Source organism: Actinoallomurus soli (genome assembly GCF_024055715.1).
GTDB classification, from domain to species: domain Bacteria; phylum Actinomycetota; class Actinomycetes; order Streptosporangiales; family Streptosporangiaceae; genus Actinoallomurus; species Actinoallomurus soli.
This window is the reverse complement of record NZ_JAMXMV010000001.1, coordinates 773,306-788,795: the sequence shown is the minus strand read 5'-3', so window position 1 is coordinate 788,795 and position 15,490 is coordinate 773,306. Positions and strand designations below refer to the sequence as shown.

General features: G+C 70.8%; 15 protein-coding genes. 7 read left to right on the top strand and 8 right to left on the bottom strand.

Annotation, left to right across the window (positions count from 1 at the left end; genetic code table 11):
* Window position 1: 1 nt before the first annotated feature.
* The 6 genes from rhaI to NDW01_RS03645 all read right to left on the bottom strand — a co-directional run bounded on the left by rhaI (window position 2) and on the right by NDW01_RS03645 (window position 6,384).
* Window positions 2-1,165, bottom strand: a complete 1,164-nt coding sequence (gene rhaI / locus NDW01_RS03670) for an L-rhamnose isomerase (protein WP_252816547.1) — start codon at window positions 1,163-1,165, stop codon at window positions 2-4.
* Between the two features lie 19 nt (window positions 1,166-1,184).
* Entirely contained in the window at window positions 1,185-1,502 is a 318-nt protein-coding gene (locus NDW01_RS03665) for an L-rhamnose mutarotase (RefSeq protein ID WP_252816545.1), read from the bottom strand.
* A gap of 57 nt (window positions 1,503-1,559) precedes the next feature.
* On the bottom strand, window positions 1,560-2,633 hold the full coding sequence (gene rhaS, locus NDW01_RS03660; RefSeq protein ID WP_252816543.1) for a rhamnose ABC transporter substrate-binding protein: 1,074 nt from the start codon (window positions 2,631-2,633) through the stop codon (window positions 1,560-1,562).
* 64 nt (window positions 2,634-2,697) lie between these two features.
* A complete protein-coding gene (locus NDW01_RS03655) occupies window positions 2,698-3,741 on the bottom strand; it encodes an ABC transporter permease (protein WP_252783725.1) in 1,044 nt (347 codons plus the stop codon).
* Window positions 3,731-4,750: an ABC transporter permease gene (locus NDW01_RS03650; protein ID WP_252816540.1), complete on the bottom strand. Its 1,020-nt coding sequence runs from the start codon at window positions 4,748-4,750 to the stop codon at window positions 3,731-3,733. The genes NDW01_RS03655 and NDW01_RS03650 overlap by 11 nt, the downstream gene beginning before the upstream one ends.
* The gene (locus NDW01_RS03645) at window positions 4,750-6,384 is read right to left on the bottom strand and encodes a sugar ABC transporter ATP-binding protein (protein WP_252816538.1); all 1,635 of its coding nucleotides are present in this window, start codon (window positions 6,382-6,384) and stop codon (window positions 4,750-4,752) included. Before NDW01_RS03645 ends, NDW01_RS03650 begins: the two co-directional genes overlap by 1 nt.
* Before the next feature lie 348 nt (window positions 6,385-6,732).
* On the opposite strand from NDW01_RS03645, the gene NDW01_RS03640 reads away from it, so the two are divergent.
* The 7 genes from NDW01_RS03640 (at window position 6,733) to NDW01_RS03610 (ending at window position 13,596) form a co-directional block, all read left to right on the top strand.
* On the top strand, window positions 6,733-7,731 hold the full coding sequence (locus NDW01_RS03640; RefSeq protein ID WP_252816537.1) for a LacI family DNA-binding transcriptional regulator: 999 nt from the start codon (window positions 6,733-6,735) through the stop codon (window positions 7,729-7,731).
* Window position 7,732: 1 nt separating this feature from the next.
* A complete protein-coding gene (locus NDW01_RS03635; protein ID WP_252816535.1) occupies window positions 7,733-8,461 on the top strand; it encodes a (Fe-S)-binding protein in 729 nt (242 codons plus the stop codon).
* A 23-nt stretch (window positions 8,462-8,484) separates the two neighbouring features.
* Window positions 8,485-9,915, top strand: coding sequence for a lactate utilization protein B (locus tag NDW01_RS03630; protein WP_252816533.1), 1,431 nt, complete (start codon window positions 8,485-8,487; stop codon window positions 9,913-9,915).
* Window positions 9,912-10,505 (top strand): LutC/YkgG family protein, encoded by a 594-nt coding sequence (locus NDW01_RS03625; RefSeq protein ID WP_252816532.1) that lies wholly within the window; start codon window positions 9,912-9,914, stop codon window positions 10,503-10,505. Before NDW01_RS03630 ends, NDW01_RS03625 begins: the two co-directional genes overlap by 4 nt.
* A gap of 79 nt (window positions 10,506-10,584) precedes the next feature.
* Window positions 10,585-12,009 (top strand): rhamnulokinase, encoded by a 1,425-nt coding sequence (locus tag NDW01_RS03620; RefSeq protein WP_252816530.1) that lies wholly within the window; start codon window positions 10,585-10,587, stop codon window positions 12,007-12,009.
* 197 nt (window positions 12,010-12,206) lie between these two features.
* Window positions 12,207-12,971, top strand: coding sequence for a S1 family peptidase (locus NDW01_RS03615; protein WP_252816528.1), 765 nt, complete (start codon window positions 12,207-12,209; stop codon window positions 12,969-12,971).
* A 121-nt stretch (window positions 12,972-13,092) separates the two neighbouring features.
* Window positions 13,093-13,596, top strand: a complete 504-nt coding sequence (locus NDW01_RS03610; RefSeq protein ID WP_252816526.1) for a hypothetical protein — start codon at window positions 13,093-13,095, stop codon at window positions 13,594-13,596.
* A 6-nt stretch (window positions 13,597-13,602) separates the two neighbouring features.
* Here NDW01_RS03610 and NDW01_RS03605 read toward each other — a convergent pair whose 3' ends face one another.
* Together NDW01_RS03605 and NDW01_RS03600 are read right to left on the bottom strand one after the other, a co-directional pair.
* Entirely contained in the window at window positions 13,603-14,892 is a 1,290-nt protein-coding gene (locus NDW01_RS03605; protein WP_252816524.1) for a cytochrome P450, read from the bottom strand.
* A gap of 202 nt (window positions 14,893-15,094) precedes the next feature.
* Window positions 15,095-15,445: a cupin domain-containing protein gene (locus NDW01_RS03600; RefSeq protein WP_252816522.1), complete on the bottom strand. Its 351-nt coding sequence runs from the start codon at window positions 15,443-15,445 to the stop codon at window positions 15,095-15,097.
* Window positions 15,446-15,490: the final 45 nt, after the last annotated feature.

Sequence of the window (15,490 nt, the reverse complement as noted above, 5' to 3'; positions counted from 1 at the left end):
CTCAAGCCCCCCAACCGGCCGCCTGGCCGTCCTTGCGTTCGTCGCGGATCTTCTCGAAGTAGCCGGACCGGGCGTAGGCCGCCATCGGGTCCGGGTCCAGGCCCATCTCCTCGCGCAGTTCCGCGAGCAGCGGGCGGACGTCTGTGTTGTACGCGTCCATGAACACGGCGTTCGCGCCGAGCACGTCGCGGTTCTGCTGCGCCTCGCGGAGCGCCTCGACGTCGACCAGCAGCGCCTTGGCCGTGGCCTCCTGCACGTTCATCACCGAGCGGATCTGACCGGGGATCTTCGGCTCGATGTTGTGGCACTGGTCGAGCATGAACGCGACGTCGTCGGTGTACCCGCCGCCCTGGATCACCTCGTGCATGATCCGGAACAGCTGGAACGGGTCGGCGGCGCCCACCATCAGGTCGTCGTCGGCGTAGAAGCGGGAGTTGAAGTCGAAGCCGCCGAGCTTCCCCTCGCGCAGCAGGAACGCCACGATGAACTCGATGTTCGTGCCCGGCGCGTGGTGCCCGGTGTCGACGACGACCTGGGCCTTCGGGCCGAGCTTGAGGCAGTGCGCGTACGACGTGCCCCAGTCCGGCAGGTCGGTCGTGTAGAACGCCGGCTCGAACAGCTTGTACTCCAGCAGGAACCGCTGGTTCTCGCCGAGCCGCTCGTACACCGCGGCCAGGGCCTCGGCGAGGCGGTCCTGCCGGGCGCGGATGTCGTCCTGGCCGGGGTAGTTCGTGCCGTCGGAGAACCACAGCTTCAGGTCCCGCGAGCCGGTCGCGTCCATGATGTCGACGCACTCGAGCAGGTGCTTCAGCGCCTTCGCCCGTACCTTCGGGTCCGGGTTGGTGACGCTGCCGAGCATGTAGTCGTCGTCCTGGAAGACGTTCGAGTTGACCGCGCCGATCGTGACGCCGCGCTCGCGGGCGTGCTCGGCCAGCGCCGCGTAGTCGTCCACCTTGTCCCAGGGGATGTGCACCGCGACGGTCGGCGCGACGCCCGTGTAGCGGTGCACCTGCGCGGCGTCGTCGATCTTCTCCTGCGGCGTGCGCGGCACGCCCTGCTGGGCGAAGACCTTGAAGCGCGTGCCCGAGTTGCCGTACGCCCACGACGGCGTCTCGATGCGCTGCCTGCGCAGTGCCGCCTTGACCTGGGCCCTGTCGGTTGTCATTGTTCGTGATCCCCGATCGTCAGTCGAGATGGAAGACTTCGGCGAGCGGCACCATGCCCTCGTCGGGGCGCCCGTCGAGGCCTTCGAAGAACGGCGCCATCTCCGCCTGCCAGCGGGCGTTCACCTCGGTGTTCTCCATGGCCGCGCGCGCCGCGTCGAAGTCGTCGGTCTCCAGGTAACCGACGAGCAGGCCGTCGTCGCGCGAGAAGATGCTGTAGTTGCGCCAGCCGGCCGCGCGCAGGGCGGTCAGCATGTCCGGCCACACCGCCTGGTGCCGTTCGCGGTACTCCTCCAGCCGGTCCTGCCGCACCTTCAGCAGGAAGCAGACGCGCTGCACGAGGGGCTCCTCCCGCGAGGGGGCGGGGCCGCGGTCGGCGGCCCCGCCACCGATCGCCTAGAAGTTGTAGTTGTCGATGTTGGACTTGTCGAAGACGGTCGGCGGGCCGAGGATGACCTCGCCGTCCTTGCCGATCGTGCGCTCGCCGAGCTTGCCGGCCTTGAAGGTCTCCCCCTGCGCGCCGGTGATCTGGCCGGAGGCCAGGGCGGCGGCGGCGTACGAGGCGAGGTAGCCGAGGTTCTTCGGGTCCCACAGCTCGAACTTGGCGACCGTGCCGTCCTTGACGAACTTGCGCATCTGGTTCGGCGTGCCGAGGCCGGAGACCGCGACCTTGCCCTTGTACTTCGAGCCGTCGATGTAGCGGGCGGCGGCGGCGATGCCGACCGTGGTCGGGGCGATGATGCCCTTCAGGTCCGGGTACGCCTGCAGCAGACCCTGCGTCTGCTGGAAGGACTTCTGGTCGTCGTCGTCACCGTAGGCGACCTTGACGAGCTGGATGCCGGAGTACTCCGGCTTCTTCAGCTCGTCCTTCATGAAGTCGATCCAGGTGTTCTGGTTCGTGGCGTTCGCGGTCGCCGACAGGATCGCGATCTTGCCCTTACCGCCGATCAGGTCGGACATGACCTTGATCTCGCTGCGGCCGATCTCCTCGGAGCTGGCCTGGTTGATGAAGACGTCGCGGCAGTCCTTGGAAGCGTCCGAGTCGTACGCGACGACCTTGATCTTGCGGGACATGGCCTGCTTGAGCGGGCCGCAGACGGCGTTCGGGTCGTTGGCCGCGACGAGGATCGCGTCCATCCGCTGCTGGATCAGCGTGTTGATGTAGGAGATCTGCGAGGACGCGGACGCGTCGGACGGGCCCACCTCCTTGGCGGTGCCGCCGAACTCCTTGGCCCCGTCGATGCCCGCGTTGTCGACGATCGTCTCGTACGGGTTGTTGACCTGCTTGGGCAGGAAGGCCAGCTTGAGGCCCTTCTTGAGGGGCGCGTTCGGGTTCGCCTTGGCGCCGCTGGTCGCGGCGCCCTTCGCGTCGTCGCCGGACGTGGAGTTCTTCGTCGTCCCGCCGCACGCGGCGGCGCCGACGGCGAGGGCGGCGGCGAGGGCCACGGCCGCCAGGGGGCGCTTGGTCATGGGGGTGTTTCCTTTTCGTCGTTCGCTGGGGGTGAGAGAGGAGTACGGGGGTGCCGCGGGGGCTTCAGGACGAGGCGGACGGGGTGGCGCCGCGGGGATGTCGTCGCGCCTGCCGCACCAGGGCCGCGATCCGCGGCGTGAGCACGGAGACGATGAGGAGGAGGCCGGTGACGATCGACTGGATCTCGGTCGCGACGTCACGGAGCATGAGCAGGTTGCGGAGCAGGCCGATGAGCAGCACGCCGGCGATCACGCCGCCGAGCGTGCCCTTGCCGCCGTCGAAGTCGACGCCGCCGAGCAGCACCGACGCGATGACGGCGAGCTCCAGGCCGAGGCCGTTGTCGGCACGGGCGCTGCCGTACCGGAGCGTGTAGACCGCGCCGGCGAAGGCGGACACGAGCCCGGAGACCACGAACAGCAGCAGCTTGATGCGCTTGACCCGGATCCCGGCGAAGAACGCGGCCTCCTCCTGGGCGCCGATCGCGAACAGCGAACGGCCCAGCCCGGTGGCGTGCAGGACGATCGCGGTCACGATGGCGAGCAGGATGAACAGCGCGAAGGGGTACGGGATCGGGGTGCCGGGCACCGTCTTGGTGGCCAGGTCGGCGTAGTTCTGCGGGAACTCCGCGACCGCCTTGGTGCCCAGCACGACGTAGGCCAGCCCTCGGTAGAGGGTCATGGTGCCGATCGTGACGGCCAGCGAGGGCAGGCCGAGCCGGGTGACGAGCAGCCCGTTGATCAGCCCGGCGACGACGCCGACGACCAGGATGAACGGGATGATCATCTGGATCGCCCAGCCGGCGTCCCAGAGCGCGCCGAACAGCGCGCTGCACAGGCCGAGGATCGACGCGACGGACAGGTCCACCTCGGCGGCCACGACCAGCAGGGTCATCGGCAGCGCGATCAGCGCGATCTCGCTCAGGTCGTCCAGCGCGAAGGACAGGTTGTCGCTCGTGGCGAAGTCCGAGGTGCCGAACGCGCCGCCGAGGAACACGACGATGAGCAGGGCGGTGACGATGACGTCCCAGCGGACGAACCGGGTCAGCGGGCGGGGAGCCTCGACGCGCGGTCGCACGGCGGAGGCCTTCGCGGGGGCTTCAGGCGCCATGGCGGGCATTCCTCTTTCGCAGGGCGCGGGTGACGCGCAGGGCGAGCAGGCGGTCCACGCTGATCGCGAGGAGCAGCAGGGCACCGGCGATGGCGTCCTGCCAGAAGGAGTTCACCTTCAGCACCACCAGGACGCTGCCGATGGTGGTCAGCAGCAGCGCGCCGAGCGCGGCGCCGTACACGCTGCCGAGACCACCGACGATCGCCACGCCGCCGACGACGACGGCGGAGACGACCTTCAGCTCCCAGCCGTGCGCGGCGTCGGCCACGACGGTGCCGAAGCGGGCCAGCCACAGCACGCCGGCCAGCCCGGCGAGGACGCCGCTGACGACGTAGGCCGTGAGGATGCGCTTGCGGATCGCGATGCCGGCGAGCCGGGCGGCGTCCGGGTTCGAGCCGATGGCGTAGAACTCCCGGCCCGACGGATAGGCCCGCAGGTAGTACCCGACCGCGACCATCACGACCACGGTGATGAGCGGCAGGTACGGGATGCCGAGCACGCTGCCGTTGCCGAGGTCGAGCAGTGACGCGGGCACGTCGGCGGCGTTGATCTGCTGGCCGTGCGCCCAGTAGTAGTCCAGCCCCTGGATGACGTACAGCGTGCCGAGCGTCACGACCAGCGCCGGGACCTTGAAGAAGCTGACGAGGACGCCGTTGACCAGGCCGCAGACCGCGCCGATCAGCATCCCGACGACGAGCACGAGCAGGACGTTGCGGTCGTGCCCGGCGACGAACTTGCCGGAGGCGAAGGCCACCAGCCCGACCACCGACCCGACCGACAGGTCGATGTTGCGGGTGACCACGACCATCGTCTGGCCGACGGCCAGCAGCGCCAGGATCGACGCGTTGAGGAAGATGTCCTTGACGCCCTGAGTGGACAGGAACGAGGAGTTCACCGCCGTCGTCACGGCCACGAGGACGATCAGCGCCGCGAGGATGCTCAGCTCCCGCGCGCGTAGGACGGTGTCGACGAACCGGCGCCCGCCGGTATCGGCAGTGATCGCTGCCATTACGCCCTACCTCCTTGCGCTCGCTGGCGCGAGCGCGGTTCGCGGGCGCCCAACGCGCCGTCTTCCTTCGTCACTTCGGTCGCTTCGCTCCCTGCGCTCCTCTGTCCAGACGACGCGCGCCCGCTCACGTCCTCCTGTCGGGTCTGGCCGGTCGCGGCGGCCATGACCGTCTCCTCGGTCGCCTCGTCGCGCGGGATCTCGGCGGTGAGCCGGCCCTCGTGCATGACCAGCACGCGGTCGGCCATGCCGAGCACCTCGGGCAGGTCCGAGGAGATCATCAGGACCGCGAGGCCCTGGCCGGCCAGCTCGGACAGCAGCCGGTGCACCTCGGACTTGGTGCCGACGTCGATGCCGCGCGTCGGCTCATCGATGATCAGCACCGACGGCTCGGTGGACAGCCACTTGGCGAGGACGACCTTCTGCTGGTTGCCGCCGGACAGCACGCCGACGACGTCGCTGAGGCGGCCGTACTTCAACTGCAGCCGGATGGCCCAGTCCGCCGCGCGGTCGCGCTCGACCTTGCGGGAGATGACCGGGCCGCGGCGCAGGGAGCGCAACTGGGTCAGGCCGATGTTGCGCTCGATCGAGCCCTCCATCACCAGGCCCTGCTGACGCCGGTCCTCGGGCACCAGGGCGAGTCCGGCCGACATCGCGGTGGTCGGGCTGCCGCCCGACAGTTCGACCGTGCCGACCTCGACCGACCCGGCGTCGTAGCGGTCGATGCCGAAGATCGCGCGGGCCACCTCGCTGCGTCCCGCGCCGACCAGACCGGCCAGCGCGACGATCTCCCCGGAGCGCACCTCGAAGGACACGTCCGTGAAGACGCCCTCGCGGGTCAGCCGGGAGACCTTCAGCACCGGCGCGCCGATCGTGGTCTCCTGCTTCGGGTACAGCGTGTCGAGCTCCCGGCCGACCATCCGCTGGACGAGGTCGTCGGCGGTGAGACCGTCGAGGAGCTCGGTGGAGATGTAGCGGCCGTCGCGCAGCGTCGTCACCCGCTGGCACAGGTCGAAGATCTCCTCCAGCCGGTGCGAGATGAACAGCAGCGCGCACCCCTGGTCCTGCAGCGTGCGGGCGACGGTGAACAGGCGCGCGACCTCGTTGCCGGACAGCGCCGCCGTCGGCTCGTCCATGATGAGGACCCGCGCGTCCCGCGAGATCGCCTTGGCGATCTCCACGATCTGCTGGTCCGCGATGGACAGGCCGCGCGCGGGCCGGTCGGGGTCGAGGGCCACGCCCAGCCGTTCGAACAGCTTCGCCGTCTCGGCCCGCAGGGCGCCGCGGTCGATACGGCCGAACTTCGAGCGCGGCTGGCGGCCCATGAAGATGTTCTCCGCGACCGACAGGTCGGGGAACAGGGTGGGCTCCTGATAGATCACCGCGACGCCGGCCTGCTGGGCGTCACCGGGACCGTGGAACTCGACGGGGCGGCCGTCCAGCAGCACCTGGCCCTCATCCGGGCGGTGCACGCCCGCCAGGGTCTTCACGAGGGTGGACTTGCCCGCCCCGTTCTCGCCGGCGAGCGCGTGGATCTCTCCGCCCCATAGCTCCAGGGAGACGTCCTGCAGAGCCCGCACCGCGCCGAACGCCTTGCAGACGTCCTTCAGGGCGAGGATCGGAGGCGACTCGCTCATGTTTCCTCCGTGTGAACGGAATAAAAACGTTTTAACGTGATTGACCGAGGACGCTAGGTCTGTGCGCCCGGACACGTCAAGAGTCGATTTTCGACCGGACCTGGCCAGCAGCGGCTTGCACGCAGTCTGACCTGCACATATATCACCGAGATAACGACCAGGTCACCGCCGGATCGCGACAAAGATCATCACCGAACCTGTTGACACGTTTTAATACTGCCGTCACAGTGAACGCCATCACAGGCTGAAAGAGGTATGCGTGAGCACCGAGCGAACCCGCCGAGCGAGCGGAGCGACCGGCCGAGGCACGAGGCCGTCCGCGGAGCGAGTGAGAAGGGTGAGCGAGGCGTGAGCACCGTGGGCATCAAGGACGTCGCGCAGCGCGCGGGCGTGTCGCCGGGCACGGTCTCGAACGTTCTGAACCGGCCGGAACGCGTCGCGGCCACGACGCGGGCCCGGGTCCAGCAGGCGATCCGCGAGCTGGGCTTCGTCCGCAACGGTTCGGCCGCGACGCTGCGGGCCGGGCAGAGCCGGGCCATCGGCCTGGTGGTGCTCGACGTGGGCAACCCGTTCTTCGTCGAGGTCGCGCGCGGCGTCGAGGACGTCGTCAGCGACCGGGACCACGCGGTGATCCTCTGCAACTCCGGCGAGTCCCCGGGCCGCGAGGCGCGCAACCTGCGCGTCCTGGCCGAGCAGCGGGTCCGCGGCGTCCTGATCACGCCGGCCGACGAGGACCTGTCCCACCTGGAGGACCTGCGCGAACGCGGCATCGCCGTCGTCCTGGTCGATCACTCCGCGGCCGGGGACGTGTGCTCGGTGTCGGTCGACGACGTCGCCGGCGGGGACCTCGCCGTGACCCATCTCCTCGACCGGGGCGCCGAGCGCCTCGCGTACGTCACCGGTCCGCTCGGGATCCGGCAGTGCGCGGAGCGGCGCAAGGGCGCACGCCGGGCCCTGCGCACGGCGGGGCTGCCCGCCCGTGTCCTGGAGGACGTCGTGGTCCCGGAGATGAACGCCGGCGGCGGCGCGCTCGCCGCCGAGAAGCTCCTGGCCGGCGGCCTTCCCGACGCCATCTTCTGCGCGAACGATCTGCTGGCGCTCGGCGTGCTGCGCGCGCTGGCCCAGGCGGGGGTCCGGGTGCCGGACGACGTCGCCCTCATCGGCTACGACGACATCGAGTTCTCCTCCGCGGCGGCGGTGCCGCTGAGCTCGATCCGCCAGCCGACCTACCAGCTCGGCAAGATCGCCACCGAGCTCCTCCTCGAAGAGTGCGACGACCCGAGCGGCCACGCCCACCAGCAGATCATGTTCCACCCCGAGCTGGTCATCCGCGAATCGAGCCGCTGACATGCGTATCGCCCTGTTCGTCACCTGTTTCAACGACACGCTCTACCCGGGCACCGGCAAGGCGGTCGTGACTCTTCTGGAGCGCCTCGGGCACGAGGTCGTCTTTCCGACCGCGCAGACCTGCTGCGGCCAGATGCACTACAACACCGGGTACGACCGGGAGTGCGGACCGCTCGTCAGAGATTTCGTTAAAACGTTCCAATCGTTCGACGCGATCGTCGTCCCGTCGGCGTCCTGCGCGGGCATGATCAGGGAGAACCACCCGCGGGTGGCCCGCACGATCGGCGACGAGGCCCTGGTCAAGAAGGCCGGGTCGACCGGGTCGCGGGTCTACGAGCTGACCGAGCTCCTCATCGACGTACTCGGCGTGGAGGACGTCGGCGCGTACTTCCCCCACCGCGTCACCTACCACCCGACCTGCCACTCCCTGCGCGCCCTCGGCGTGGGCGACCGGCCGTTGCGGCTGCTGCGCGCCGTGCGCGGCATCGACCTCGTGGAGCTGCCCGACGCGGCGGAGTGCTGCGGCTTCGGCGGCACGTTCGCGCTGAAGAATCCGGACGTGTCGACCGCGATGGGCGCCGACAAGGTCGCCCGCGTCCGCCAGACCGGCGCCGAGGTCGTCTGCGCGGCCGACAACTCCTGCCTCGCCCACATCGGCGGCCTGCTGTCCCGGCTGCGCACGGGCGTACGGACCCTGCACCTGGCCGAGATCCTCGCGGCCACCGATTGAACGAGCGGATCGGCGAACACCCTATGTCCACTGACCAGCGGGCGGCCGGGGCCGCGCGCATGCCGACGTACGTCGGGATGCCCGCCTTCCCGGAGGCCGCGCGCGACGCCGTGCGCGACACGCGGCTGCGCCGGAACCTGACGCACGCCACCACCACGATCCGCGCCAAGCGGGCCGCCGCCGTGAGCGAGCTGGCCGACTGGGCGGAGCTGCGCGAGACGGCGAAGCGGATCAAGGACCACACGATCGAGCACCTCGGCCACTACCTGCGCCTCCTGGAGGAGCAGGTGACGGCGCGAGGCGGCATCGTGCACTGGGCGCGGGACGCCGCCGAGGCGAACCGCGTCGTCGCCGACCTCATCAAGGCCACCGGTGAGACCGACGTCGTGAAGGTCAAGTCGATGGCCACCCAGGAGATCGGCCTGAACGAGGCGCTCGCCGCCGAGGGCATCCGCGCGCACGAGACGGACCTGGCCGAGCTCATCGTCCAGCTCGGCCACGACCGTCCCTCGCACATCCTGGTCCCGGCGATCCACCGGGGCCGCGCGGAGATCCGGGACATCTTCCGCCGGGAGATGCCCGGCGCGCCCGACGACCTGACCGACGAGCCGGCCCGGCTGGCCGAGGCCGCCCGCGAGCACCTGCGCGAGCGCTTCCTGAAGGCGAAGGTCGCCGTGTCCGGGGTGAACTTCGCGGTCGCCGAGACCGGATCCCTCGTCGTGGTCGAGTCCGAGGGCAACGGCCGGATGTGCCTGACGCTCCCCGAGACGCTGATCTCGGTGATGGGCATCGAGAAGGTCGTGCCCTCCTGGCAGGACCTGGAGGTGTTCCTCCAGCTGCTGCCGCGCTCGTCGACCGCCGAGCGGATGAACCCCTACACCTCGGTCTGGTCGGGCGCCACCGAGGGCCAGACGTTCCACCTGGTCCTGGTCGACAATGGGCGCACGGCGACGCGCGACGACGAGGTCGGCCGGCAGGCGCTGCGCTGCATCCGCTGCTCGGCCTGCCTCAACGTCTGTCCCGTCTACCAGCGCGCGGGCGGGCACGCGTACGGGTCGCCGTACCCGGGGCCGATCGGCGCGATCCTGTCCCCGCAGCTGCGCGGCGCCGGCTCGCCGGTCGACGACTCGCTGCCGTACGCCTCGACGCTCTGCGGCGCCTGCTACGAGGTCTGCCCGGTCGCGATCGACATCCCCGAGGTGCTCGTGCACCTGAGGTCCCGAGCCGTACACGGCCGCGCCGAGAAGGCGGCGATGCGGTTCGCCGCCTGGACGCTGCGCTCCCCCACCCGGCTCGCCTTCGGGCAGCGCCTGGCGGGCACGGCCGGCCGCATGCTCGGCCGGCGGGGCGGCATCCGCCGGCTGCCGGGTCCGCTCACGCGCTGGACCGACACCCGGGACGCGCCCGTCCCGGCGACCGAGACCTTCCGCGAGTGGTGGGAGAAGCGCTCTTGAACGCACGTGAGGAGATCCTTCGGCGGCTCGGTGACACGGAGGCGGACCCCGCCGCGTACGCCGCGATCCCCCGGCCGTACCTGCGCCGTCATCACGACGGCGACGTCGTCGAGCTGTTCGCGGAGCGGGCCGCCGACTACCGCGCGGAGGTCCGCCGGGTGGCCGGCGCGGACCTGCCCGGCGTCCTCGGCGAGCTGCGCGGCCGCTACGTCGCCCCGGACGGCCTGCCCGAGGCGTGGACGGCCGGGGTCGACGTCGTACGGGACGACCCGCCGGTCTCGATCGCCGACCTGGACGCGCTCGACGGTGTGATCACGGGCTGCGCGGTCGCCATCGCCGAGACCGGCACCGTCGTCCTCGACCACGGCCCGGGCCAGGGTCGCCGGGCGCTCACGCTCGTCCCGGACCATCACGTCGTCGTGGTCGAGTCCGCGCGGATCGCCGCGGACGTCCCCGAGGCCGTCGAGCGGCTCTCCCCCGACCGGCCGCTGACGTTCATCTCCGGGCCGTCGGCCACCAGCGACATCGAGCTGTCCCGTGTCGAGGGCGTGCACGGGCCGCGCCGGCTCACCATCGTGATCACGGACTGAGGAGCAGCAGCATGGCCGAACGAAGTGAGGGCATCGGCGAGCACAGCCCCCTGGTCATCAGACCGACGAAGGAGGTCTCATGACCGGTTCATTCGCCGCCGTCGACCTGGGCGCCTCCAGCGGGCGTGTGATGGTCGCCCGGGTGGGTGAGGACGAACTGACCCTCCGCGAGGCGCGCCGCTTCCCGAACCGCCCCGTACGGGCCGCGGGCACCCTCTACTGGGACGTGCTCGGCCTGTACGGGAACGTCCTGGACGGGCTGCGGGCCACCGAGGGGGTCACGTCGATCGGCGTGGACTCCTGGGCCGTCGACTACGGGCTGCTCGACTCCGCCGGAACCCTCCTGGGCAACCCCGTCCACTATCGGGACGCCCGCGCCGACGGGGTCATGGACAAGGTGGTCGCCGAGCTGGGCGCGCAGACGCTCTACGACGTCGGCGGGCTGCAGTTCCTGCCGTTCAACACGGTGTACCAGCTGCTGTCGGAGCCGTTGCCGGACGCCGCCCGCACGCTGCTGATGATCCCGGACCTGCTCGCGTACTGGCTGACGGGCGAGGCGGGCGCGGAGCTGACGAACGCCTCGACGACCGGGCTGTACGACGTGCGCGCGGGCGACTGGGCGCACGCCCTCATCGAACGCCTCGGGCTGCCGAGGGAGATCTTCCCGCCGCTGCGCCGGCCGGGCGACGTCATCGGGACGCTGCGGCCGGAGGTCGCGGCCGAGACCGGGCTGGCGGAGTCGCTCACCGTCACGGCGGTCGGCTCGCACGACACCGCCTCCGCCGTCCTGGCCGTCCCCGCCGAGCACGACCGCTTCGGCTACGTGTCCTGCGGCACCTGGTCGCTGGCCGGGGTCGAGCTCGACGCGCCGGTGCTGTCGGAAGAGAGCCGGATCGCCGGGTTCACCAACGAGGTCGGGGTCGGCGGCACGATCCGCTACCTGCGCAACGTCATGGGGCTGTGGCTGCTGCAGGAGTCACTGCGGACCTGGCGGGCCGAGGCGTCGCTGCCCGACCTGCTGGCCGCGGCGGCGGACGCGCCGGCGTTCGCCGCGCTCGTCGACCCGGGCGACCAGGCGTTCCTCCCTCCGGGAGACATGCCCGCGCGGATCGCGGAGTACTGCGCGCGAACCGGTCAGCGGGCGCCGGAGGGACGCGCAGCGATCGTCCGCTGCATCCTGGAGAGCCTCGCCCTCGGGCACCGCGCCGCGTTCCGGGACGCCGCCCGCCTCTCCGGCAAGCAGGTGGAGGTCGTGCACATCGTCGGCGGCGGGGCGCGCAACACGCTGCTGTGCCAGCTCACCGCGGACGCCTGCGGGCTGCCGGTCGTCGCCGGGCCCGTGGAGGCGACGGCGATCGGCAACGCGCTGGCGCAGGCCCGCGCGCACGGGCTCGCCACCGACCCGCGCGCGCTGGTGCGACGGACGCAGGACCTGACCGTCTACCGGCCGCGCGGCGACGAGGCCGCCTGGGACCGGGCCGCGCGGCGAATCGGCCTTTCCTGAGCACGGCGCCCACGAGCCCGGAAGGGCTCCGGCATTCTCCGGAACGGAGGGCTTGATCGCCTTTCCCGGATCGCTTCCGTCAGACCATTACGATCATTTGGCGGCGGCATACTCGCAGGTCGCAGAGGTGGGGCGGTGGGTAGATCTTTCCCTGATCCTTTGGACTAGAGGCGGCATGTGCCTTTAAGGTCTGCCTCATGCGTTTTGCCGCCCCCGTTGCTCTTTCTGCGTTTTTGATCGTCGGTCTGGCCGCCCCCGCCTCCGCGATCACCAATGGATCTCCGGACGGAAACGATCATCCGTCGGTCGGCGCCCTGATCGCCGACAAGCCGTACCCCGACGGCACCTGGTCCTACTGCACCGGGACGCTCATCGCGCCGACGGTGTTCCTCACCGCCGCCCACTGCCGCCACGGCAAGAAGGGCACCGCGCGGGTGACCTTCGCGAGCCACTACGCGCAGGGGGACGCCGCCTACACCGGCCGGTACCTGCCGGACGAGCGCTATGACGCCGACGCCGACCGGTACGACATGGCCGTCGTGGTCTTCGACTCGCCGATCCCCGGCATCCAGCCCGCTCACCTGCCGCCCGCGGGCCTGCTGTCCCAGATGCGCGCCGACGGCTCGCTGAAGGACGCCAAGTTCACGCCGGTCGGGTACGGGTCGCTGAACCCGTCCACGGCGAAGCGCAAGATGAAGTTCACCTACACCGACACCCGCAGCCGGACGTCGATCTCCTACCAGGAGCTGACCTACAGGTGGCTGAAGCTCCGCCCGGGTTCCGGCGACGGCGGCACCTGCTACGGCGACTCCGGCGGCCCGAACTTCCTCGGCAACACCGACCTCCTGGTGGCCACGACCATCAGCGGGGACGACGACGCCTGCAAGACGACGAACTACGACTACCGCCTGGACTCCTCCCCGGCCCGTGAGTTCCTCGCCAGGTTCGTCGCGCTGCCCTGAGCCGGCGGGCGCCGCGGCCGACATGGCAACGCGGCCGACATGGCGCGGCGGCCAGCATGGCGCGGCGGCCGGCATGGTGCTGCGGCGCCGTCGGGGACGAAGGCCCGTCATACTGCCCCCTATGACCTCTCCGTACCCGATGTGGGATGAATGGCTGGCCGACCTGTCCCCCGGCGAACGTACGCGCGCTCTCGAGCTGTCGGAGCGATTCGCCGGACTCGGCGCGGAGGACGCGGAGGACTGGGCGCGTTCGGAGCTCGCCGAGGACCTTCCGCAGCTGGCCCGGTTCCTGCTTCTGCGACAGGTCTGGGAGCAGGCGATCAACGGCTTCGATCGGCCCGGCGCGATCGACGCCGTCCCGGCCGCCGCCCGCCTGCTCGACTCGGGCGCCGACCGCGCCGACCTCATCACGCTGGCACGGCGCGCGGCCCTGGACGCGGCCTTCGCCGTCCTCTACGCCCTCGATGTCCCGAACCTGGATGTGGACGACGACTCGCTCCCCGGCTGGTCCGTACACGAGACGAGCGGTGACGGGGGTCGTCCCGGCCGGCACATGGACGGGCTCCACGAGGACCTGCTGATCATGGACCCGTCCGGACGGCAGGCAGAGGACCTGCTCTTCTGATCACGGTCAGCGGGCGGTGAAGGTGCAGGGCAACCGCTTGTAGCCGTTGATGAAGCCGGACAGCAGGCGGTCCGGCTCGCCGGCGGCTCGGATGTCCGGGAGGCGGGTGAACAGCTCCCGGAGCATCACGGTGATCTCCCGCCGGGCCAGGTTCGCGCCGAGGCAGAAGTGCGGGCCCGGGCCGCCGAAGCCGACGTGCGGATTCGGGTCGCGGGTGATGTCGAAGACGTCCGGGCGCTCGAAGACCGTCTCGTCGCGGTTGGCGGAGTTGTAGAACAGCAGCACCTTGTCGCCGGCCCGGTAGGTGTGGCCGTTCATCTCGTGGTCGCGGGTGAGGTTGCGCCGCATGAAGATCACGGGCGTGGAGTAGCGCACGATCTCCTCGACCGCTCCGCCGATCCGGCCCTCGAAGTCCTCCAGCAGCAGCGCCCGCTGGCCGGGGAAGTCGGTGAACAGCTTGAGCGCGTGGCTCAGGGCGGTCCGCGTCGTCTCGTTGCCCGCGACGGCGAGCAGCAGGAAGAACGACCCGAGCTCGCGAGCGGTCAGGCGCTCCCCATCGACGTTCGCGCTGACCAGCGCCGACGTCAGGTCGCCGGTCGGGTTCTGGGCGCGTTGCCGGCCGAGCCCGGCGGCGAGGCGGTGCAGGTCGCGGGCCGCCCAAATGATCTTGAACAAAGCGCGGGCCGCGGAGGCGCGGCCGAGCCGCCCGGGAGTGATCCCGGTGTACTCCGGGTCGGTGTTGCCCAGGATGACGTTCGTGCGCTCGACGACCCGGGGGTACTCCCGCTCGGGGATGCCGAGCATGGCGCAGATGACCTCGGCCGGCAGGCGTACGGCGACCTTCGCCACGAAGTCGCCCGGACCGGTCTCGATCAGCTCGTCGACGATCCGCGCGGCGCGCCGCCGGACGTCCTCCTCGGTCCTGGCGAGCATCTTCGGCGTGAACGCGCGGGACACGACCCGGCGGATCTTGGAGTGCCGGGGGTCGTCCATGTTGATCAGTGAGCCGAAGAACCGCTCCATGTACGCGGGGAAGTCCGGGATGCTGGTCGCGCTCGGCTCGCTGCTGAAGATGTCCGGATGCCGGCTGGCCTCGCTGACGTCCGCGTGCCGGACCAGCGCGTAGAAGCCCTTCCCGGGCCGGACGAACGGGACGGGCACCTCGGGGAAGAACGCCGGACGCCCTCGCGCGCGAAGCTCGGCGAAGGCCGCCTCGCGCTCCTCGACGGGCAACGCCCAGAACTCGAGCGAGGAGAGGCCGATCTCCGATGGGGCCGGGCCGGACCGGGTCGTCATGACGCCACCGCCTTCCGGATCGACCTCCATGCTCAGGTAAGTGAACGGTTACGGTCAAGAGGCCGGGTACGTCCGGCTGAGCCGGCGCAGCCGGGTCCAGGTGAGCCGGTTCGGGTGCGTCCGGATGACCCGTACGTCCGGAGGTGCCGGCGCGCGTGTGTCGGGTGAACCGATGCGGGTCCACCGGCTCACCCGGATCCGCTCAGGGGTTCTCCGGCGCCGTCGGCAGCTTGACGGCGGTGAGCAGGATCGTCGAGTTCTCGATCGCCTCGACGCGGTGCCGGGCCTTCGGCACGAAGATCAGATCGCCGGTCCGGCCCTCCCAGACGTCGTCCCCCGCGACGAGCCGGACCCGGCCCTGCAGCACCTGGACGGTGCCCTCCTCCGGGCCAACGTGCTCGTCCATCGTCGTGTCGGCCTTGAGCGCGATGAGCGTCTGCCGGAGCACGTGCTCGTGCCCTCCGTACACCGTGGTGGCGCTGCGGCCGGCCGAGTCGCTCAGGGCCCGGTCCAACTGCTCGCGGGCGCGGGCTTCCAATGACAGTTTCTCCATGTCCTCCATCTACCGCAGCGGCGGCGAAAGATTCATCGGCCCGGC

What these genes read in the sequence shown, in the direction of transcription:
- rhaI (WP_252816547.1), bottom strand. Translation starts at nt 1,165, where the DNA reads ATGACAACCGACAGGGCCCAGGTCAAGGCGGCACTGCGCAGGCAGCGC.
- rhaS (WP_252816543.1), bottom strand. Translation starts at nt 2,633, where the DNA reads ATGACCAAGCGCCCCCTGGCGGCCGTGGCCCTCGCCGCCGCCCTCGCC.
- NDW01_RS03655 (WP_252783725.1), bottom strand. Translation starts at nt 3,741, where the DNA reads ATGGCGCCTGAAGCCCCCGCGAAGGCCTCCGCCGTGCGACCGCGCGTC.
- NDW01_RS03650 (WP_252816540.1), bottom strand. Translation starts at nt 4,750, where the DNA reads ATGGCAGCGATCACTGCCGATACCGGCGGGCGCCGGTTCGTCGACACC.
- NDW01_RS03645 (WP_252816538.1), bottom strand. Translation starts at nt 6,384, where the DNA reads ATGAGCGAGTCGCCTCCGATCCTCGCCCTGAAGGACGTCTGCAAGGCG.
- NDW01_RS03635 (WP_252816535.1), top strand. Translation starts at nt 7,733, where the DNA reads ATGCGTATCGCCCTGTTCGTCACCTGTTTCAACGACACGCTCTACCCG.
- NDW01_RS03630 (WP_252816533.1), top strand. Translation starts at nt 8,485, where the DNA reads ATGTCCACTGACCAGCGGGCGGCCGGGGCCGCGCGCATGCCGACGTAC.
- NDW01_RS03620 (WP_252816530.1), top strand. Translation starts at nt 10,585, where the DNA reads ATGACCGGTTCATTCGCCGCCGTCGACCTGGGCGCCTCCAGCGGGCGT.
- NDW01_RS03615 (WP_252816528.1), top strand. Translation starts at nt 12,207, where the DNA reads ATGCGTTTTGCCGCCCCCGTTGCTCTTTCTGCGTTTTTGATCGTCGGT.
- NDW01_RS03610 (WP_252816526.1), top strand. Translation starts at nt 13,093, where the DNA reads ATGACCTCTCCGTACCCGATGTGGGATGAATGGCTGGCCGACCTGTCC.
- NDW01_RS03605 (WP_252816524.1), bottom strand. Translation starts at nt 14,892, where the DNA reads ATGACGACCCGGTCCGGCCCGGCCCCATCGGAGATCGGCCTCTCCTCG.
- NDW01_RS03600 (WP_252816522.1), bottom strand. Translation starts at nt 15,445, where the DNA reads ATGGAGAAACTGTCATTGGAAGCCCGCGCCCGCGAGCAGTTGGACCGG.